This is a genomic window from Kordiimonas marina, from assembly GCF_023006325.1.
Lineage (GTDB): Bacteria > Pseudomonadota > Alphaproteobacteria > Sphingomonadales > Kordiimonadaceae > Kordiimonas > Kordiimonas marina.
The window spans coordinates 265,313-284,782 of sequence record NZ_JAINDF010000004.1; the positions used below are offsets into that span (position 1 = coordinate 265,313).

Below are 19,470 nucleotides of genomic sequence, written 5' to 3' on the forward strand. Positions count from 1 at the left end.
GCGGTTACTTGTCGCCGCCGTAGGCGAGCACGACATCGATGGTGTGGCGGGTGAAACGGTCCACCCGCTCCTTGTCTTCCCCGTCCAGCTTCATGACGCTGAGCATCTGTGATGCCGCCAGGAGAATACGGGCATCGTCACGCGCGTTGGCATAGCCAGGCTCATGCGCGGTGGCGAGAATGTCGGAAAGCTTGTCGAGCGCGATCTTCTGGTAGCCGCGGAACTTGGCCCGGAGCGCGGGCGCGAACAGCGCCGACCAGCTGATCCAGACCTTGGCGGACGCGGGCCTGCTGTCCACCATCGCCGTCATATAATCCGCCAGCGCGTTCAGAAGCTCGGACGGCGTCAGCCCCGAGGCATCCACCTCATCGAAAACGCTGAGGTTGGCTTCGGCCACGTCATCGAGCACGGCATCGATGAGCGCTTCCCGTGTCGGGAAATAGACAAAGGTGGTCGCCACCGAAACCCCGGCCGCGCGCGCGACGTCCGCATGCTTGGCTTCGCCGATGCCCTGACGCGCGAAAAGATCGACCGCGGCTTCAAGAAGTTGGCTCCGGCGCTCTTCCGGACTGAGACGTACTCGTTTCTTGGCAACACCCAAAACTGCTATCCCCCTAACCCTCCAAGGAATTTCCCATCATACACAGCCGTGCCCAGCCTGACCAGAAAATCATTATTGATAATATTATCATTAAATGCTAGTTTGAAGATGGGAAGGACTGAAAACCTGGGAGGAATGTCATGACCCACGCCGCTGCCCTGCACGGTTATCGTGATACCAAACGCTATTTGTGGCCGCTTGCCACCGTCCTCGGCGGCTTGCCGCTTCTGGCCATGTGGCTTTATACGCGAACCGGTTATGAAAGCGTCCTGTGGCTTTCGCCGGTTTTCTTCTATGTCTTCATTCCGCTGATCGAGGGCCTTTGGGGCACGGACAGGTCGAACCCGCCGAAGGAGGCGATCCCGGCCCTCAGGGATGACCCCTATTACCGCTGGGCCGCCTTCTCCGCCCTGCCGGTCTGCTATTTCATCTGGATCACCGGTGCCTGGTTTGTCGCCACCCAGCCGCTCAGCCTCAATGGCTATATCGCCATTACCGTGGCGAACGGACTGATGGGCTCGGGCGCCCTCAACACCGCGCACGAAGTCGGCCACCGGCGCGACAAGACGGCGATCAACGTTGCCCGGTTCCTCCTGTGCCTGTGCGGCATGGGCCACTTCCGGGTCGAACACAACATGGGCCACCATGTTCAGGTCGCCACGCCTGAGGACAGCGCCACCGCCATGATGGGCGAAAGCTTCTACGCCTTCGTGCTGCATGAGCTGCCGGGCGGCTTCAAACGCGCCTGGAATATCGAGAAGACGCGCCTTGCCCGCAAAGGCAAGTCGGCCTTCAGCCTCGGGAACGAGGTGCTGCTGAACTCGCTGATCACCATTACCTTCTATACGGCGCTGACCGTCACCTTCGGGCTCATTGTGCTGCCGTACCTGATCATCGGCGCGCTCTTGTCGAACCTGATGCTGTCGTCCGCCAACTATATCGAGCATTATGGCCTGATGCGCCAGAAGCGCCCGGACGGGTCTTATGAGCGCGTGCAGCCGCACCACAGCTGGAACGCCAACCATGTTCTGTCGAACGTGCTGCTGTTCCACCTGCAGCGCCACAGCGACCACCATGCCCATGCCGAGCGGCCGTACCAGTGCCTCCGGCACTTCGACACCTCGCCGCAGCTTCCGGCTGGCTATTTCACCATGTTCGTCGCGGCCTGGAACCCGCCGATCTGGTTCAGGATCATGGACCCGCTGGTCGCCAGGCAGATGGGCGGCGATATGACCAAGGCCTATATCAAGCCCTCCAAGCGCGACAAGATCATGGCCAAATACCACCACCCCGAAGCCACGCTTCAGGCGGCGGAATAAAGCCACCACAACCCATCAAAAAGGCCCCGGAAATTCCGGGGCCTTTTCTTTTTCTCGTGCCTGCGCCTCAGCGCCGCTCACGCGAGGTGATAACCAGCGTGAAGCCTGCGGCGATCGCGACAATCAGCCACGGAAGCCAGCTTCTGGGGCTCCCCAAGCTCCCGGTATCGTCTTTGTTGCTCACAAGCTTGGTCGCGCCCGACACCGGTGTACTGAGGCTCACGCTCGCAGCATCCCACATTTTATCCAGGTCCTTGTGGCTTTTGGCGATATCCGAGACGGGGATGGACCCCTTGTCCCGGCGGAAGACATAGATCTGCTTGTAGATATTCTTCTGGAAGCTTTCCTTCTTACTGAAGCTGAAGGCCGTATCCTTGATATCGGTATTTTTGGGATGCATGTTCCACTTGCCACTAAGCTTGAACACCAGTTCGTGGCGGACGGCGTGGGGGTACCCGATCGCGCGGGGGCTTGTCCTGTTATTGCCCTTCACATCCGGCATGGCCGCCCGCACTTCCGTGGGCCAGGCCGTAAAGGACTTATTCTTTTTGGTGTCATCCAGGTCCCAACCGTCCGGAATGCTATAGTGTTCCTCGACCGTTACGATCCCCTTTTCGACATCCTTCTTCACCGTCATCGGCGCCGCCACTTTGATGGACGAATGGTCCTTGGCGTAATAATTCATATAGCCCTTCTGGATTTCGGCGGCACCCTTGCGTTTGAGGCGGCTGAGGAAAGTATCCGCTGAATCCCCCCACATAACGGTCTTGACGCTGAGACCGACAGTTTTCGGGTCGCTCGCCAGATCAAAGGTTTCGGTCACATCTGAATTCAGCCTGCCGTCCGCCAGCTGCAGCGGGATGGTTTCCATGCGGCTGGCTTTGCCGTCGATTACCAGCCCGGCCTCGAACGGCGCCTGCTCCAGATTATCCAGGTTGCCGATCTGGTCATCCTTGGTGGCATCGAGCCAATAGACCTTGCCGCCCAGTTCCATGCGGGTGATCACATGATCGAACGCGTATGCCGACGGCAGCCTGTCCCGTACATGCTTGCGGATGCGTGAATCCACCAAGGCCGGCAGGGCCTTGATGCCCAACCGCTCAAGGATGGTGACCAGAAGCATGGTCTTGTCCTTACAGTCGCCGAAGCGCTGGTCCAAAACCTGGGACGGGTCCCGCGGGGCATAGGCGCCCTCGCCATTTTCCATGCCGAGATAGCGGATGGAGGCCTGCACGAATCTGAGCGCCGCCCGCGCCTGCCCCACCGGGGTTTTGTGGTCCGTCCTGATGCTGTCAATCACCTGCTGAAGCGCGGGGGAGATTTTCTCCGGCGCATGATAGTAGCGGGTATAATGGTCCCCAAGGGACGGCCAATCCCGGAAATCGCTGATTTCATAGCCAGCGTAGCTTTCATACCAGACGGGCTCATCGTCGTCGGCGCTGTGGGTCGGCACATCATGCAAATCCCACGTCAGCACATGCTGCCCGCCTTCAACCGTCACTTTGGGCTCAGCCGCACCGGCATAGGCCCGCGTGCGAATGGGCCTGTCATTGGGCATCATAATCCGGACATACCGGTGAGCGATCGGCACGCTGTAGCGCAGGCCGACATCGGTGCCGATATGACCGAAATAAACCGGGTTCTTGCCGTGGATGGTGTACGCGTAATCGATGATATCGCCGGGGCGGATATCCTTGAGGATATAGGAGGCCGTCACCTCGCCATTATACATCAGGCGGTCGGCATCGGTTTCATTCTGCAGAACCTTCAGCCTGTCGGCCTTGTAGCGGTCCTGCACCTCATCGCCGCGACGGACCCGGATATAGTGGATCGCCAGCCATTGATAGGATGGGTCGAACGTCAGCGAAATCTGGGAGGCGTCTTCAGCATCCGAAACATCGTCCACCCGCATGACACGGTGGCCATAATAGGCGCTATCCTTATCCTCAAGCCGCCGTTGGTTGCTGAGAAGCAGATACGCAGGCCCACCCGTGGGCTGCCCCTTCAGGTCATTCGGGTCATAAGACTGGACGACGACCCAGTCCGGCGTCGGCATCACCTTCACCTGTGGCGTGTCGGCCATCGCCGTGTGTGAAAACAAAAAGGTCAGAAGCAGAATAACGCCTCCGGCCATATGGCGCCCTAAGCTCCGTGCGCTCATCTTCCCCCCATGAAATTCTAATATAGTACGTCTAAAATACCCCCCCAACTATACACTCGGAAGGCGTTTTGGCTACAGCTTTAAGGGAGATTCTTAGTCTTATGCCGATAAAGGTATGGTGGAAAAATCGGGCAGCCCATGTCGATTTATCATTGAGCGACAAATCCAATATGCCCATACCTACACAACCAGAAATATTGAAAAAGAAAGGGGAAATGCCATGCGACTGACAGCAGGAGGCGTACTGACACTGAGCTTTGTAGTGGTGGCGTTCATTTTGGGCCTAATGTTCGGATTACCAGTCTACAAGGTCTGGCAACAGGGTTTGACGGGCAAGGCCGAGCTGGCGCGCGCAGGCCAGAACCGGCAGATTCTGATCAATGAAGCCCAGGCGAAGGAAGAAGCCGCCAAATATCTGGCGCAGGCTGAAGTCGAACGCGCCAAGGGCGTCGCTGCCGCCAACAAGATCATCGCCGACGGTCTCGGTGGCCCTGAGGGCTACCTACGCTATCTCTATATCCAGGGCCTTCAGGAAGCGGAAGCCAAAGGTGCTCAGGTCATCTATGTGCCGACGGAGGCTGGCCTGCCCATTCTGGAAGCCGGTCGACTGACGGCGCCGCACCCCATGCCCACACCAAAAAAGTCCTACGCGCACTAGGCGCAGGATATTCCTGAGCTGGCCACGCCCGGCTCAGGTTGTTTTCCCAAAAATTGTTAACGAAACAGCTCAGGCCGCGAGGCGCGGGTCGGCGCTGACGGCGCGGTCGATCCAGCCGCCGCCGAGGACACGGTCACCGTTATAAAAAACAGCGGCCTGCCCGGGCGAAACACCGGCTTCGGCATCCTGAAGCACAAGGCGCGCACGGCCGTCTTCCAGATAAAGCCGCGCGGGCACACCGGGGCGGGTGGAGCGGATTTTCACCGTCACATCCAGGCCGTCCGCAGGCACGTCGCCCGCCACCCAGTTCACGTCCTTCACGCCGATCTCGCTGGTCGTCAGGGCTTCTTTAGGCCCAACGATCACCTGCTTTTTGGCCGGGTCGAGCTTGACGACGTAAAGGGGCTCCTCCGTGCCGCCGACACCGAGGCCGCGGCGCTGGCCGACCGTATATTTGATGATGCCTTCGTGCATGCCGAGAACATTGCCGTCGATATCGACGATCTCACCCGGCTCCAATGCGCCGGGGCGCAGGCGCTCGATCACGTCGACATAGCGGCCTTCGGGCACGAAACAGATATCCTGGCTGTCCGGCTTGTCAGCGACGGAAAGGCCGAAGCGCTCCGCGTGCTTCCGCGTGGTGTCCTTGTCCATATGGCCGAGGGGGAAGCGCAGGAAGTCGATCTGCTCGCGCGTGGTGGCGAACAGGAAATAGCTTTGGTCCTTGCCCATATCGAGCCCGCGTGACAGGTAAGCCTGCCCGTCGTCCGCGACTACCCGCTGGACATAATGGCCGGTCGCCATGCAGTCGGCGCCCAGGTCGCGCGCGGTCGACAGCAAATCCTTGAACTTGACGGTCTGGTTGCAGCGCACGCACGGGATCGGGGTTTCGCCCTTGATATAGCTGTCGGCGAACTCTTCCATCACCTGCTCTTTGAAGCGGCTTTCATAGTCGAGCACATAATGCGGGATGCCGAGCGCTTCGGCGACACGGCGGGCATCATGGATGTCCTGGCCCGCGCAGCAGCTGCCCTTCTTCTGGACCGCGACGCCGTGGTCATAAAGCTGGAGCGTGATGCCGACGACGTCATAGCCCTCTTCCTTCAGGAGCGCCGCCGTCACCGAACTGTCAACGCCGCCGGACATGGCGACGACCACCCGCGTTTCGGCGGGCGGGCGGTTAAATCCGAGGCTGTTAAGGCTATCCGTCATTTCATACTGCTTTCGTCAGCTTTAGGCATCTCTCGCCGCCGATATAAGCATTCGGGGCCGCGCGCGCAAGCGTTTCCGGGCCATTTTTCCGGCTCAGACCCCGGCGCATACCCGGGGGTTTTACGCCCCCTCGGCCCATTTTGCCACACCGGGTTTATTTTTACCCGGCAAGAATCGTCAAAGGACGGTTCACGCCCCCCTGCGCCTTCGCTGTGACTCATCGGGCAGGCCATGGAGGATTCAGGACTTTTTCAAAAAATCCAAAAACTGGCCCGCCCCTTGCTTCTATGGGTTCGAGTGAAAAACCTGCCCGTGGACCGGGCGCAAAACTTTGGTAGGGAACATGAACCCCATCGATTATAAGACACACACTGATATCTCAGGCCCAGCGCAGGGTTTGGCCGGCCTCGCCGGTCCCGCATCTGCTCCTGATCGCCGGGATGACTCTCGTGTGGATGGGAAAGATCGGTCGGGCAGTTTTGCCGATGCGGTAAATGATGCCGCCGTCGCCAAGCGTGCCCAAAAGGCCGAAGACGCCCGCCGCGCAGACGCCCGCAGGGCCGACGATGCTGCCGCCACCAAAGAAGCACAGGTTAAGGACAAGAAAGACGCCGACGCGGAGGATGAGAAGAAGGCCGCTGAAAAGGCCACTGATAAAGCGGACCGCAAAGCCGCCGATCAATCAGGCACCGCAGCCACCGCTTCGGAAGGCACCACTTCTCAGGATTATGTCGACGCCTACGGCGCGCTGGTTCCCGCGGACAGCGCCAAGCAATCGAAAAATGCTGATGCGCTGAGCGCAAGCGCCGACGTCAAGCCCGAGCATGAAGTCTCCGAGACCCTGACGAAAGATGGCGCGAACCTGTCCGCAGCCGCAATTACCGTTCAGTTGGGTCAAAGCGACGTCACGTTCGACAAGAAGACGACCGCGGCATCAGATGGTACGGTCATCGCGACAGCACCGGCCAAACCTGGCAAGGGACACCTGCTGCCCATCGACGAATTGAAAGCGCTGATCGACGGCAAAACGCCGGCGCAACAGACCACGGACACAACTGTTGCCGATGCAACAGTTGCCGGGGCCGACGGCAAAGCCGTGAAAGAAGCCGCACAGGCGCTCGCCGACGCGCAGAAACAAGCGGGCCAGGCCACCGCCGATGCCGCCAAAACCGCCGCCGCCCAACATACGGATAAAGCCGACAAGACCGACGCGAAAACCGCGGCGGCCGATACGGCGGCCACCGTTCAGGCTGGCGCTCAGGCTGGCGCTCAGGACGCCGAGACTGAGGCCACCGACATTCTGACCGCCGCCACGGAAGGCGCAACCGCCGGTCAGGCCGATGGCGCCACCGGTGACGCGGCCAGCGCGGACACTGCTACGGCAGCGACCGCCGCCGCAACCGACGGTGCCAAGCTTGCCAAAACTGACGAAACCGACGCGCTGACAACCAAACAGCCGCTCGCCCTTGCCGACGACAAGGCGCTGAGTGCTGAAGCCAAGGCGCAGGCCGCAGCGGCCCATGCCGCCCAGCAGGCCGCCAGCCAACATGTTTCCCACGCCGCTGTCGCCCACGCCGCCAAGCAGGCCACGGAAGGCCATACGGCCGCGACCACGGCTGCCCAACAGCAACCGGCCGCCCAGGCTGTCGCCCAAGCCGCCACGAAAGCCGTTGGCGCCGACGCCACCGACGGCAAGCAGGCCGATGCAGCCGACTTCAAGGCGCTTCTGCAACCCGCGAACACCCAGGCCGTCGGCCAGCAATTTACCGCCCGCGCCATTGACCCGACCGCAGGCCTCGGCCAGCAAATGGCGGGGAGTGCGGGGCGTGACCCGTCCCTTGCGCTGACCCCGGAACAATTGGTCGGACAATCCGCGGGCAGTAGCCACGATGCCGTGGCCGCCGGGCTCAATAACCTGCGCGGTCAGTCCAGCTTCCTCGACAGCATGGGCCTGATGGGCGGTCGCCCGTCGGCAACGCTGTCCGCCAATGTCGCCCAGCAGTTCAACCTGCAGGTCAGCAAGGCGGTCCTGAAGGGCGAACAGCAATTCACCATGCGGCTTGACCCCGCCGAGCTTGGCCGGGTCGAAGTGAAACTGCATTTCACCAAAGACGGCGAAATCCGCGCCAAAGTGGCAGCGGAACGGCCGGAGACCCTGCACCTGCTGCAGCGCGACGCCAAGGGCCTTGAAAAAGCCCTGACCTCCCACGGCCAGCGCGTCGAACAGGGCGGCATCAGCTTCAGCCTGGACAATGGCGGCGAACAAAGCGCCGGCCGGGCCTTCGCCGAAGCCGTTCAACAGGAAAAAATGCGCGCCGACCTGGCTGCCCGCTCGGCAGCCCCCATCGGCGCAGACTTTACGACGGACACCGCAGAACAGCAGGTCCCGCTTGAGAATATCCTGCCGCACGTAAGTGCAGAAACCGGCGTAGACATCAGCGTCTGATGGCAGTGTGAGAAGGACCTAGGAAAGACAGGATCATGGTAGATATTACAGGCGTATCCTCATCGGCAACTACGGCAACTGGCTCGGCCAGCAAGTCCGGCGCGACGCTTGCCAACAATTTCAGCGACTTCCTGACGCTCCTGACCACGCAGTTGCAGCACCAGGATCCGACGTCGCCGATGGATAGCAACCAGTTTACCCAACAGCTTGTGTCCTTCGCGGGTGTTGAACAGCAGATCAACTCCAACAAGAACCTCGAGAAATTGAACTCGCTGATGCAGGTCAACAACGTCGCCAATTCGTCCAACTATCTTGGCAACCAGGCGCTGATCAACGGCAACAAGGGCGATACGGACGGCACCGGCGGTATCAAGTGGAAGTACCAGAACACCGCAGCCGCCGCCGACCTGACGCTCGAAGTCCGGGATGCCAGCGGCAACCTCGTCTATTCAGAAGCCGGTAAGACCGGCGTCGGCCTCCATGACTTCAACTGGAGCGGCCTCGAGAACGACGGCACCATGGCGCCGGCGGGCAATTACACCCTGGACATCAAGGCCAAGGACAGTAACGACACCGCCCTGAGCCCGGCCATCGCCGTTCAGGATACCATCAAAGCGGTCGATATGACGGACCAATCAAAGCCGGTCTTCACCGTCGGCCCGAATGACGTTACCCAGGATAAGATCTTCCAGCTTATCTACGGACAGTAAAGACAGAGTAAGGCGGAACTGAAGTGTTCCGCCGGTCCGGCGACTGCCGGGCCAGTGCAGAAAGCCCAAAGTACGTGAAAAGGCAAAAGAGTGTAGGAGATTTAAAATGGCATTCACTGCTCTGGCAGCAGGCGTATCGGGGCTCCAGTCCTTCACAGAAGGCGTGGGCGTCATCGCCGATAACATCACCAACGTAAACACCGTCGGCTACAAGGAGACGCGTTCGCGCTTCTCGACCCTTGTAACCGAAACCGCAGCGCTTTCGTCCTATTCCCCGGGCGGCGTGCGCGCCTACTCGGATACGCTTGTATCCAAGCAGGGTCTGTTGCAGCCCTCGAGCTCGGCGACCGACCTGTCGATCGACGGCGCAGGCTTCTTCGTGGTCCGGAATGGCTCCAGCGCCACGGATACCTCAGGCGAGCTTCTCTATACCCGTGCGGGTTCCTTCAGCCAGGACGCTGATGGTTACTATGTCAACACCGCCGGGAACTACCTGCTCGGCTGGCCGACGGATACCTCCGGCAATATCACTGGTAACCAGAACGACACCAGTGCGCTTCAGCCGATCAACATCAACAACCTGAACGGTATCGGTGACGCTACCAGCACGGCACAGCTTCGTGTCAACCTGAACAGCGACACCCCGCTCAATACGACCTACAACACCACGACCCCAGGTGACATGGCTGCTGCAAACGCCGCCGGTACCACCAGCCCGGCTGACTTCGAGACCAATATCACGGTCTATGACAGCCAGGGGCGGGACCATGTGCTGAACATTGGCGCCACGAAAACCGGCACCAACACCTGGAACTACGAAATGTATTTCGATGACCCCACCGCAGTGACCGCCACCAACGGCATGGTTGCTTATGGTCAGTTGAAATTCAATACCGACGGTTCGATCAATCTTGATGGTACCGCGACCGGCTCCACCATGTTTGACTCCACGGGGGCGCCCGTGACCTTCCCGGGCGGCACGCTCAACTTCAACTATTCCTCGGCTGGCGGCACTGCCGTTGACCCGGGCGCGATCGCCTTCAACTTCGGGACCAACGGCGGCAACGGCACCGGCTTTGTCCAGTCGGCCACCAGCTCGGCGCTTCTGTCCTCGAACGCCGACGGCGCCGCCTTCGGCAGCGTGAACGGTGTGTCGATCGGCAACGACGGTGTCGTGACCGCGCTGTTCAGCAACGGCCTGACCCTGCCGGTTTACAAACTGCCGGTTGCCGTGTTCCAGAACCCGGACGGCCTTGGCCGCCGCCAGGGCAACGCCTTCGGAGCCTCCGACCTTTCGGGCCCGGTAAGCCTGCAAAAAGCCGGTGACGCCGGTGCAGGTAAGATTTCGCCGAACTCGCTCGAACAGTCCACCGTGGACCTCGCCAGCGAATTCGCGGAACTCATCAAGGTACAGCGTGCCTTCTCGGCCTCGAGCCGGATCATCACCACCTCGGACCAGATCCTTCAGGAACTGACCCGTATCTAAGGGTGACGACCCATCTCTTTTGCCTATACCGGGCGGCCGCAAGGCTGCCCGGTTGCCTTTCTCCGGCGGCAATCTTTAATGGTTTATTAACCCTGCCCATTAGGCATTTTTTAAAAGCCTTCCGCCTATAGTCGACTTCCTTCAGATCTTCATCGTAAGTGGTTGAGTTGGATGAGCAGACATAAGGATGAAAATCAGGTAATCGGCCCCACTGGTCGGCCGTTGACCGTGGCAGACCTGCCCGCCGCCAATACCACACGCTGGGTTATCCGCCGTAAAGCCGAAGTGGTTGCTGCCGTTCAGGGCGGCCTTCTCAGCCTCGAAGAAGCCTGTGAACGCTATTCCCTTTCCGTGGAAGAATTTCTGTCGTGGCAACAGGCAATTAACAAAAACGGCCTCGCCGGTTTGAGGGCGACTCGCATCCAGAAATACCGCGCTACACACTCCGCCTGACGGACCTTGCCCCAGGCCCACGCCCGCAACTCCCCCATCCGATAAAAATCCCTTTACATTTATAGGCAATTTTTGCCTAGATTTAACACTCTGTTTACCGGGGAAGATTAGGGTATGCAGTATCGGCACTGGGCGCCTGCCCGGAGCCATGGCAAAATCCGAGGTGGGCTTTGGACGGTTTTCTGCAGTTTCTCAACAATCTGGGTAAGGGACGGCTAATAGCGTTGCTTGCTGTTGGCGTGTTGCTGATTGGTTTCTTCATCATGATCATCGGTCGCTGGCAAAGCTCGCCGATGACCCCGCTTTTCACCGATCTTGACCCGGCGGACGCTGGCAAGATCGTCCAGAAGCTGGAAAGCGAAAATATTCCTTATAAAACCGAGGCCGGCGGCCGCATCGTTGAGGTGCCGCAGGACCAGGTGGACCGGCTGCGCCTGTCGCTGGCCGGTGAAGGCCTGTCGGGCGGCGTTGTCGGTAACGAGATTTTCGACAAGGAATCCAGTTTCGGTCGCACCAACTTCGAACTGAATGTGGACAAGATCCGCGCCATCGAAGGCGAACTTGTCAGGACGATCAAATACCTGAAGGCGGTCAGCGACGCCCGGGTCCATGTTGTCATGCCGGAACGGCGCCCGTTTGAACGCCAGGCGACCGAGCCATCTGCCTCGATCCTGGTCAAGACCCGCGGCGGCGGACTGAGCCACACCGAAGCCATGGCGATTCAGGCCCTGGTGGCGTCGGCTGTCCCTGGCCTTTCCGCAGACAGGGTCACCATTTCCGATACGACCGGCCGCCTGCTTGCCAACGGCTCCAAGGACGGAAAGTTTTCAGGCTTCAACACGCTTGAAGACGCGCGGCTTGCCAAGGAACAGCTGTACCGCAACAAGATCGAGCAACTGCTGGACCGCCGTGTTGGCGCAGGCCATGTCCGGGCGGAAGTCTCGCTCAAGATGGATATGAGCCGGACGACGACGAATGAAACGGTTTACGACCCGGACAAACAGGTGGTTGTTTCCCAGCAGTCGACTGAGGAAAAATCGCGGGATGCGCAGAAAAACGGCGGCCAGGTAACCATGGCCAACAGCCTGCCGGATGCCCAAAACCAGCAGGCCGACAACGCAAGCACATCGCAAAAGTCCAACGAGGTCACCAACTACGAGAACTCGAAAACCCAGACGACGGTGGTCAAGGAGCCCGGTGAGGTTACCCAGATCAGAGTCGCCGTTCTGGTGGACTATATCCGCAAATTCGACGCTGAAGGTAATCCGCAGCCCGCTGTTGCCCGCAGCCCGGAAGAACTGCAGCAATTGCGCGACCTTGTCCTGAGCGCGATCCCCTATAATGAGGACCGCGGCGATGAAGTGACCGTGAAGCAGCTTGAGTTTGCCGACGCCGGCACCTTCCAGAAAGAAACGCCGAAGTTCAATTTCCTCGGTCTCGACAAGGAAGACCTGATGGCATTGCTGACCAAGGGCGGCACCATCCTGATGGGCGTTCTGGTCCTGTTGCTGGTTGTCCGGCCGCTGGTCGTCCGTGTGATCGAGGCTATTCCGGATGCGCCGACGCCCCAGCCGCAAACCGGCCAGCTTGAAGACCACAGCGTCGGTACGCCTGCGATTACCGGCCCGGGAGCGCCCCTGACCCCAGAGGTCATGGCGCTGGCGGCCCAAGGGGATGAACAGGCCGCCGCGATGGTGCTCGCAGCCAAACAGTCCGGCTCCCTCTCTGTTGATACCATGCGCGCAGACGCCAAGATCGACGTCGCCCAGGTGGAAGGCCGCATTCAGGAATCGGCAATCAAGAAGGTCGCAGACATCATTCGCGCCAACCCCGATGAATCGGTGGCGATTGTCCGCACATGGCTTTATGCGGACTAACGGCTGAAACGTAAGGAAGGACGAACAATTGGTTGACGTCAATAAAATGTCCGGCTCCCAAAAGGCCGCCGCTTTCATGCTGGCAATCGGCGAGGAAAGCGGCCGTCCGATCTGGGAGTCCCTCTCCGAGGACGAGATCAAGGAACTGTCCCAGCATATGTCGAACCTCGGCACCGTCACGGCGAGTGCGGTGGAGGACCTGTTCGTCGACTTTGCCTCGAAAGTTTCGACTGTTGGCAACCTCAACGGTAGCTTCGAAAGCACGGAGCGGCTTCTGAAGAAGATGCTGCCGGGTGACCGCGTTCAGGTCATCATGGATGAAATCCGTGGCCCTGCCGGCCGGACCATGTGGGACAAGCTTGGCAACGTCAACGAAGTGGTGCTGGCAAGCTATCTCAAGAACGAATATCCGCAGACCGTTGCCGTGGTGCTGCAGAAGATCAAGGCGGAACACGCCGCCCGCGTCCTTTCCGTGCTGCCTGAGGACTTCTCGATGGAAGTCATCATGCGGATGCTGAGAATGGAATCGGTCCAGAAAGATATTCTGGACAAAGTGGAGCAGACACTCCGGGTCGAGTTCATGAACAACCTCGCGCGGACCAGCCGGCGCGACAGCCACGAAACCATCGCCGAGATTTTCAACTATCTCGACCGGTCGGCCGAGGCCCGATTCCTTGCCTCGCTTGAGGACAGGAACCGTGACAGCGCCGAGCGTATCCGCGCGCTGATGTTCACCTTCGAAGACCTGGCGAACCTGGACCCGTCCGGCGTTCAGACCCTGCTCCGGAATGTGGACAAGGACCGTCTTGCACTCGCCATGAAAGGCGCCTCCGACACGCTCCGCGACCTGTTCTTCTCCAACATGTCCGAACGCGCGGCCAAAATCCTGCGCGAGGATATGGAAGCCATGGGCCCCGTGCGCCTGCGCGATGTCGATGAAGCCCAAATGGACATGGTCAACAAAGCCAAAGACCTGGCCGAAGCCGGTGAAATCCTGCTGTCGGACAATAAGGGCGAAGACGAGCTGATTTATTAAGGTGCAATGACCTCATGACCGAGCCGGTAAAATTCACGTTCGACCAAGCCTTCGACGGCGGCGCCCGCAGCCGCTATGACGTCGAGCTTGAACGTGTGCGCGCCCAAGCCGAGCAGGCAACGAGTGATGCGTTTGGCGAAGGGGTTGAAACCGGGCGGCAGCAAACACTTGGCGAAATTGAGGAAGCCACCCGCATCCTCACCGGTGAAGTGGGGCAGGCTGTAGCGGCCCTCTTTGATCAGCGCGCCCAGCTTGAAAGCCACATCAAGACGGAAATGGTGCAGCTTGCCTACACCATCGCCGCCAAACTGGCCCCTGCCCTTATCCGGGCCCAGCCGATGGCGGAGCTGGAAGCCCTGATCCAGGACTGCATGGCCACCGCGGCCGTGGAGCCCAGGCTTGTGGTCCGGGTATCGGAGGACATGCTGGATGCAATCAACGACCGGGTCGAAGACATGAAGGCCACGACCAATTTTCAGGGAGACATCGTCCTGGTGGCAGAGCCGTCCTTCGGGCAGCAGGACTGCCGGGTAGAATGGCCGGATGGCGGCACCGAACGCCGCATGTCCGATATCCAACATCAGATTGAGGATGCCGTCCAACGCTTCGTCATGTCGGACGGCGAACCCGCAATGCCCATTTCGGCCGCACCCCAAGGCGACCCCGCCGATGGCGTGCAATAACGACCGGGAATAAAGGAACCTTATATGGCCAATGAAAACGATACATCAGGCGACGTAGGCTACGAGGAGCTGTCGGATGACGCGACCCGCGCCCCGGAACTGGCCCAGAAGGAAGACGGCCAGATCCGCACCGCGCAGGAGCTGGAGCCGGTCTTCGATGTCCCGGTCCGCGTTCAGGCTGTGCTTGGCAAATCGACCCTTGAGGTCAGCCAGCTCCTGAAACTGGCGCCCGGGGCCGTTGTCGAGTTGGACCGCAAGGTCGGCGAAGCCATCGATATTTATGTCAACAACCGGCTGGTCGCCCGCGGCGAAGTTGTGCTGGTCGAAGATCATCTCGGCGTCACCATGACAGAGATCATCAAGCTGGATGGCGGCGGCGCCTGAACGGCAGCTGCTTGAGGGGGAAAGGCGCTTATGAGTACAGTCTTCGGCATGTTGACAGCGTTTCTGCTGGTCCTTGGGGCAATCTTGCTCGGCGGATCGCCACGCGCATTTGTCAACCTGCAGGGCATCCTGATCGTGGTGCTCGGCACGTTCGCTGTAACGGCGATCAGTTTCCGCATGCGGGAAATGATCACCCTGCCCGCCAACATCTGGGCGCTCTTAAGCCACAGCCAGAGGGACCCGAGCGAAGAAGCGATCAAGCTGATGAAAATCGCGGTCGAGGCGCGCAAACATAACGATGTGCTGCTGCTGGAACGCTTGATCCCCAAGCTGAAGGACACACCGTTCCTGATGCAAGCGATCCAGCTTGTCGCGGACAGCGCCCAGCCGGAGGAGATCGAGCAGATCATGCGCCGGGAAGCCTCAACCGCTGCGTCCCGCCATATGCGCGCGGTCGACTTTCTGCGCCGCGCCGGGGATGTGGCGCCCGCGATGGGCCTGATCGGCACGCTGATCGGCCTTGTACGGATGCTCGGCACACTGAATGACCCGGCCTCGATCGGCCCGGCGATGGCCGTAGCGCTTTTGACCACTTTTTACGGTGCCGTGATGGCGCATCTGGTGTTCATCCCGCTTGCGGCCAAGACAGAACACTGCACGAGCGAAGAGGCGCTTGTGAACAACCTATATACCATGGCGGCCACCTCGATCCGTCGCCAGGAAAACCCGCGTCGGCTGGAAATGCTGCTCAACACAGTATTGCCGCCGGCCAAAAGAATTACCTTTTTCAAATGAGACGGTTGAACATGACCAAAGCTCAGGCACCAGGATTTAATCCGCTCAGCACGCGGCACGATAAAACGGAGACAAGACCATGCGATTGCTGATTGTGGGCACACTCGACGGCCAATTAGGCGCCGCGAGCCAAATAGCGATGGAACGCGGCGCGAAAGTGACCCACGCGCCCGACATCGAAACGGCATTCAACATCCTGCGTACGCGTGGCTCCGACCTCATCATGGTCGAAATCAGCCTCGATATTCCGTCGATGATCCCCCGGCTGCGCGCCGAGCATTTCTCGCTCCCCGTGGTTGCTTGCGGGATTGGGACAGACCCGAAGATTGCCGCAGCCGCCATCCGCGGCGGGGCCAAGGAATATATCCCCCTGCCGCCGGACGCCGAGCTCATCGCCGCTGTCCTCGAAGCTGTGGCGGAGGACAGCCAGTCCTTCATCTACCGTGACGCGGTGATGAAGAACGTCGCAAAGCTGGCTGAGCAGGTCGCGCCCTCGGAGGCCAGCATCCTGATCACCGGCGAAAGCGGGACCGGTAAGGAAGTGATGGCGCATTTCGTCCATCAGAAAAGCCGCCGTGCCAGCAAGCCCTTCGTCGCCGTCAACTGTGCCGCAATCCCGGAAAACCTCCTGGAATCCGAACTGTTCGGCCACGAAAAAGGCGCCTTCACCGGGGCCGTCGCCCGCCGGATCGGCAAGTTTGAGGAAGCCGACGGCGGCACCCTGCTCCTCGACGAGATTTCCGAGATGGATGTCCGCCTGCAGGCCAAGCTTCTGCGGGCGATCCAGGAACGCCAGATCGACCGCGTCGGCGGCAACAAACCTGTGAATATCGACATCCGCATCATCGCCACCTCGAACCGCAACCTGCAGGAAGAGGTGAAGGCCGGCAATTTCCGGGAAGACTTGTTCTTCCGCCTGAACGTCGTCAACCTGCGCGTTCCACCCCTGCGGGACCGCCCGGCCGACATTCAGGCCCTCGCCGACTATTTCGCCGAGAAATATGCCAATGTGAACCATGTCCCCGAACGGCCGATCTCCAATGACGCCATGCGGATGCTCAAGGCGCACACCTGGCCCGGCAACGTGCGCGAGCTTGAAAACACCATGCACCGGTCGGTGCTTCTGGCCACTGGCGATGAAATCAGCCCCAGCGCCATCCTGCTGCCGGACGGCAGCGGCCACCTGACCGGCTACAGCGTCGGCAGCGAAAGCGACATGGCCGATGGCACCATGGCTTCGGAACTTGATGGCGAGGCCGGCGGTGCCACGCTCGTCGGCAAGACCGTGGCTGAAGTGGAACGCGACCTGATCATCGACACTCTAAAACATTGCCTCGGCAACCGGACCCATGCCGCCAATATCCTCGGCATTTCGATCCGGACGCTCAGGAACAAGCTGAACCAGTATAATTCCGAAGGCGTCAGCGTGCCTCAGCCGGGAGACGGCCAGCGCGCAATCTAATTCGGCGGGGAGGCCCGCCGGGTCTCCTTCGGCCCTTTAACCTGTTTCGGGTAAGTGCATGAGCGACCAAACTACGGAAAAGTCAGCAGGCGGCGGCAACACGAACGTGAGTGCCATGATCGCCGGGCTCAAGAGCACGGATGTTGCTTTCGCGCTTGGTATGGTCGCCATCCTCCTGATGCTGATCATGCCGATGCCGAAATGGCTTCTGGATGTGATGCTGGCGGCGTCCATCACCTTCTCGGTGCTGGTGCTGATGACAGCTCTTTTCATCCAGAAACCGCTGCAATTCAGCAGTTTTCCGACCGTCCTCCTGATCGCGACCATGCTCAGGCTATCGCTGAACCTGGCATCAACACGCCTTATCCTGTCACAGGGACACACCGGCACCGATGCCGCGGGCGAGGTTATCAAAGCGTTCGGTGAGTTCCTCATGGGCGGCCAGGTGGTTATCGGAATCATTGTGTTCGCGATCCTGGTGATCGTGAACTTCGTAGTCATCACCAAGGGTTCAGGCCGGATCGCCGAGGTTGCCGCCCGCTTCAACCTTGATGCCATGCCCGGCAAACAGATGGCGATCGACGCCGACATGTCGGCAGGCCTGATTGATGAAAACCAGGCCCGGGCAAGACGGCAGGAGCTTGAAGACGAAAGCACCTTCTTCGGCTCGATGGACGGTGCCGCCAAATTCGTACGCGGCGATGCCATTGCTGGCCTGCTTATCACCTTCATCAATGCCATCGGTGGCATCATCATCGGGGTCGCCATCAACGGCATCAGCTTCAAGGAAGCGGTGGACCATTACACCATCCTGACGGTGGGCGATGGCCTTGTATCCCAGATCCCGGCGCTTGTGGTCTCCACCGCAGCTGGCCTCCTTGTCACCAAGGCAGGCCTGAGCGGCCGGACCGATGAAGCCCTGTTCGGCCAGATGAGCCGCTACCCGCGGGCGCTGGGCGTCACCTCCGGCCTTCTCTTCGCCATGGGCTTGATGCCGGGGATTCCCTTTGTGCCCTTCGCACTGATGGGCAGCATTTTAGGCTACACCGCCTTTACGCTTAGCCGCCGCAACCAGAATGAAGAAGCCGAAGCCGTACAAGCCCAAGAGGCAAGCGAGGCCAAAGCGACCCCAGTCGAAGAGCCGATTTCCTCGGCGCTTGCGATCGACCAGCTTCGGCTGGAGCTCGGCTATGGCCTCCTGGCCCTGATCAGCGACGACAGCGGCTTCCGCCTGACCGACCAGATCAAGGCACTCCGCCGTCAGCTCGCCAGCGAAATGGGCTTCGTGATGCCGTCCGTGCGTATCCTCGACAATATGCAGCTGCCGGCTAACAGCTATGTGCTGAGGGTCAAGGAAACCGAGGTCGGCCGCGGCGATATCCGCCCAGGCATGCTGCTGGTCATGGACCCGCAAGGCCACCCGGTCGAACTGCCGGGCGAAGCGACGACAGAACCCGCCTTCGGCCTGCCCGCCACCTGGGTGGATACATCTGCCCGTGAGGAAGCCAGCTTCCGCGGTTATACCGTGGTCGATGCCGCCACCGTCATCACCACGCACCTGACCGAAGTGATCAAGGACAACATGTCCGAGCTGCTGAGCTACGCCGAGACCCAGAAGCTGATCACCGACCTCTCGAGCGAGCACCAAAAGCTGATCGCCGATATCGTGCCGAACCAGATAACCGTGTCCGGCATTCAGCGCGTGCTGCAGTCGCTCTTGACCGAACGCGTGTCGATCCGCGACCTGCCGACCATTCTGGAAGGTATCGCCGAAGCCACCGGCTTTACCCAGAATATCGTCTCGATCACCGAGCATGTGCGCTCCCGGCTGGCCCGGCAGCTTTGCTCCGTCAATGCCAACGCTGAAGGATTGGTGCCGCTTATCACCCTGTCCCCCGAATGGGAGCAGGCCTTCGCCGAAAGCCTTATCGGCCAGGGCGAGGAAAGGCAGCTTGCCATGGCGCCGACCCAGCTTCAGGAATTTATCAATAGCGTACGGATCGTCTATGACCAGCAGGCCGAACACGGCGAATCCCCCGTACTGCTGACCAGCCCGCTCGTCCGGCCTTATGTACGGTCGATCATCGAACGCTTCCGGCCTTCGACCGTGGTGATGAGCCAGAACGAAATTCATCCGCAAGCAAAAATCAGGACCCTGGGACAGATATGACGGCGAACACCCCCAAT

The 19,470-nt window shown here is 60.2% G+C and carries 16 protein-coding genes; 13 read left to right on the forward strand and 3 right to left on the reverse strand.

Annotated features, from left to right (window positions below):
- Positions 1-4: 4 nt before the first annotated feature.
- Positions 5-601, reverse strand: coding sequence for a TetR/AcrR family transcriptional regulator (locus K6118_RS10650; RefSeq protein ID WP_247120332.1), 597 nt, complete (start codon positions 599-601; stop codon positions 5-7).
- 140 nt (positions 602-741) lie between these two features.
- Between K6118_RS10650 and K6118_RS10655 the strand changes: the two genes are divergently transcribed.
- Positions 742-1,920 carry an alkane 1-monooxygenase gene (locus K6118_RS10655; RefSeq protein ID WP_247120333.1) on the forward strand — a complete coding sequence of 393 codons (1,179 nt, stop codon included), beginning with the start codon at positions 742-744 and terminating at the stop codon, positions 1,918-1,920.
- Between the two features lie 67 nt (positions 1,921-1,987).
- Here K6118_RS10655 and K6118_RS10660 read toward each other — a convergent pair whose 3' ends face one another.
- Entirely contained in the window at positions 1,988-4,054 is a 2,067-nt protein-coding gene (locus K6118_RS10660; protein WP_247120334.1) for a DUF3857 domain-containing transglutaminase family protein, read from the reverse strand.
- 247 nt (positions 4,055-4,301) lie between these two features.
- Here K6118_RS10660 and K6118_RS10665 point away from each other — a divergent pair, with 247 nt between their 5' ends.
- On the forward strand, positions 4,302-4,739 hold the full coding sequence (locus K6118_RS10665; protein WP_247120335.1) for an SPFH domain-containing protein: 438 nt from the start codon (positions 4,302-4,304) through the stop codon (positions 4,737-4,739).
- Positions 4,740-4,808: 69 nt separating this feature from the next.
- Here K6118_RS10665 and mnmA read toward each other — a convergent pair whose 3' ends face one another.
- Complete coding sequence (mnmA, locus tag K6118_RS10670; RefSeq protein ID WP_247120336.1) at positions 4,809-5,951, reverse strand: tRNA 2-thiouridine(34) synthase MnmA; 1,143 nt, start codon at positions 5,949-5,951, stop codon at positions 4,809-4,811.
- 451 nt (positions 5,952-6,402) lie between these two features.
- Between mnmA and K6118_RS17550 the strand changes: the two genes are divergently transcribed.
- The 11 genes from K6118_RS17550 to flhA all read left to right on the forward strand — a co-directional run bounded on the left by K6118_RS17550 (position 6,403) and on the right by flhA (position 19,453).
- On the forward strand, positions 6,403-8,397 hold the full coding sequence (locus tag K6118_RS17550) for a flagellar hook-length control protein FliK (protein ID WP_247120337.1): 1,995 nt from the start codon (positions 6,403-6,405) through the stop codon (positions 8,395-8,397).
- A 35-nt stretch (positions 8,398-8,432) separates the two neighbouring features.
- Complete coding sequence (locus tag K6118_RS10680; protein WP_247120338.1) at positions 8,433-9,107, forward strand: flagellar hook assembly protein FlgD; 675 nt, start codon at positions 8,433-8,435, stop codon at positions 9,105-9,107.
- A gap of 106 nt (positions 9,108-9,213) precedes the next feature.
- On the forward strand, positions 9,214-10,593 hold the full coding sequence (locus K6118_RS10685; RefSeq protein WP_247120339.1) for a flagellar hook protein FlgE: 1,380 nt from the start codon (positions 9,214-9,216) through the stop codon (positions 10,591-10,593).
- Positions 10,594-10,764: 171 nt separating this feature from the next.
- The gene (sciP, locus tag K6118_RS10690; RefSeq protein WP_247120340.1) at positions 10,765-11,046 is read left to right on the forward strand and encodes a CtrA inhibitor SciP; all 282 of its coding nucleotides are present in this window, start codon (positions 10,765-10,767) and stop codon (positions 11,044-11,046) included.
- A 170-nt stretch (positions 11,047-11,216) separates the two neighbouring features.
- Positions 11,217-12,923, forward strand: a complete 1,707-nt coding sequence (gene fliF / locus K6118_RS10695; RefSeq protein WP_247120341.1) for a flagellar basal-body MS-ring/collar protein FliF — start codon at positions 11,217-11,219, stop codon at positions 12,921-12,923.
- 46 nt (positions 12,924-12,969) lie between these two features.
- Positions 12,970-13,959: a flagellar motor switch protein FliG gene (gene fliG / locus K6118_RS10700; RefSeq protein WP_343269945.1), complete on the forward strand. Its 990-nt coding sequence runs from the start codon at positions 12,970-12,972 to the stop codon at positions 13,957-13,959.
- 14 nt (positions 13,960-13,973) lie between these two features.
- The gene (locus tag K6118_RS10705) at positions 13,974-14,642 is read left to right on the forward strand and encodes a FliH/SctL family protein (RefSeq protein ID WP_247120343.1); all 669 of its coding nucleotides are present in this window, start codon (positions 13,974-13,976) and stop codon (positions 14,640-14,642) included.
- A 24-nt stretch (positions 14,643-14,666) separates the two neighbouring features.
- Positions 14,667-15,026: a flagellar motor switch protein FliN gene (gene fliN / locus K6118_RS10710; protein ID WP_247120344.1), complete on the forward strand. Its 360-nt coding sequence runs from the start codon at positions 14,667-14,669 to the stop codon at positions 15,024-15,026.
- 30 nt (positions 15,027-15,056) lie between these two features.
- Positions 15,057-15,821 (forward strand): motility protein A, encoded by a 765-nt coding sequence (locus K6118_RS10715; protein ID WP_247120345.1) that lies wholly within the window; start codon positions 15,057-15,059, stop codon positions 15,819-15,821.
- A gap of 79 nt (positions 15,822-15,900) precedes the next feature.
- Positions 15,901-17,283: a sigma-54-dependent transcriptional regulator FlbD gene (gene flbD, locus K6118_RS10720; RefSeq protein WP_247120346.1), complete on the forward strand. Its 1,383-nt coding sequence runs from the start codon at positions 15,901-15,903 to the stop codon at positions 17,281-17,283.
- Between the two features lie 58 nt (positions 17,284-17,341).
- Positions 17,342-19,453 (forward strand): flagellar biosynthesis protein FlhA, encoded by a 2,112-nt coding sequence (gene flhA, locus K6118_RS10725; RefSeq protein ID WP_247120347.1) that lies wholly within the window; start codon positions 17,342-17,344, stop codon positions 19,451-19,453.
- Positions 19,454-19,470 lie beyond the last annotated feature (17 nt).

What these genes read in the sequence shown, in the direction of transcription:
- K6118_RS10655 (WP_247120333.1), top strand. Translation starts at nt 742, where the DNA reads ATGACCCACGCCGCTGCCCTGCACGGTTATCGTGATACCAAACGCTAT.
- K6118_RS10660 (WP_247120334.1), bottom strand. Translation starts at nt 4,054, where the DNA reads ATGGCCGGAGGCGTTATTCTGCTTCTGACCTTTTTGTTTTCACACACG.
- K6118_RS10665 (WP_247120335.1), top strand. Translation starts at nt 4,302, where the DNA reads ATGCGACTGACAGCAGGAGGCGTACTGACACTGAGCTTTGTAGTGGTG.
- mnmA (WP_247120336.1), bottom strand. Translation starts at nt 5,951, where the DNA reads ATGACGGATAGCCTTAACAGCCTCGGATTTAACCGCCCGCCCGCCGAA.
- K6118_RS10680 (WP_247120338.1), top strand. Translation starts at nt 8,433, where the DNA reads ATGGTAGATATTACAGGCGTATCCTCATCGGCAACTACGGCAACTGGC.
- K6118_RS10685 (WP_247120339.1), top strand. Translation starts at nt 9,214, where the DNA reads ATGGCATTCACTGCTCTGGCAGCAGGCGTATCGGGGCTCCAGTCCTTC.
- sciP (WP_247120340.1), top strand. Translation starts at nt 10,765, where the DNA reads ATGAGCAGACATAAGGATGAAAATCAGGTAATCGGCCCCACTGGTCGG.
- fliG (WP_343269945.1), top strand. Translation starts at nt 12,970, where the DNA reads ATGTCCGGCTCCCAAAAGGCCGCCGCTTTCATGCTGGCAATCGGCGAG.
- K6118_RS10705 (WP_247120343.1), top strand. Translation starts at nt 13,974, where the DNA reads ATGACCGAGCCGGTAAAATTCACGTTCGACCAAGCCTTCGACGGCGGC.
- fliN (WP_247120344.1), top strand. Translation starts at nt 14,667, where the DNA reads ATGGCCAATGAAAACGATACATCAGGCGACGTAGGCTACGAGGAGCTG.
- K6118_RS10715 (WP_247120345.1), top strand. Translation starts at nt 15,057, where the DNA reads ATGAGTACAGTCTTCGGCATGTTGACAGCGTTTCTGCTGGTCCTTGGG.
- flbD (WP_247120346.1), top strand. Translation starts at nt 15,901, where the DNA reads ATGCGATTGCTGATTGTGGGCACACTCGACGGCCAATTAGGCGCCGCG.
- flhA (WP_247120347.1), top strand. Translation starts at nt 17,342, where the DNA reads ATGAGCGACCAAACTACGGAAAAGTCAGCAGGCGGCGGCAACACGAAC.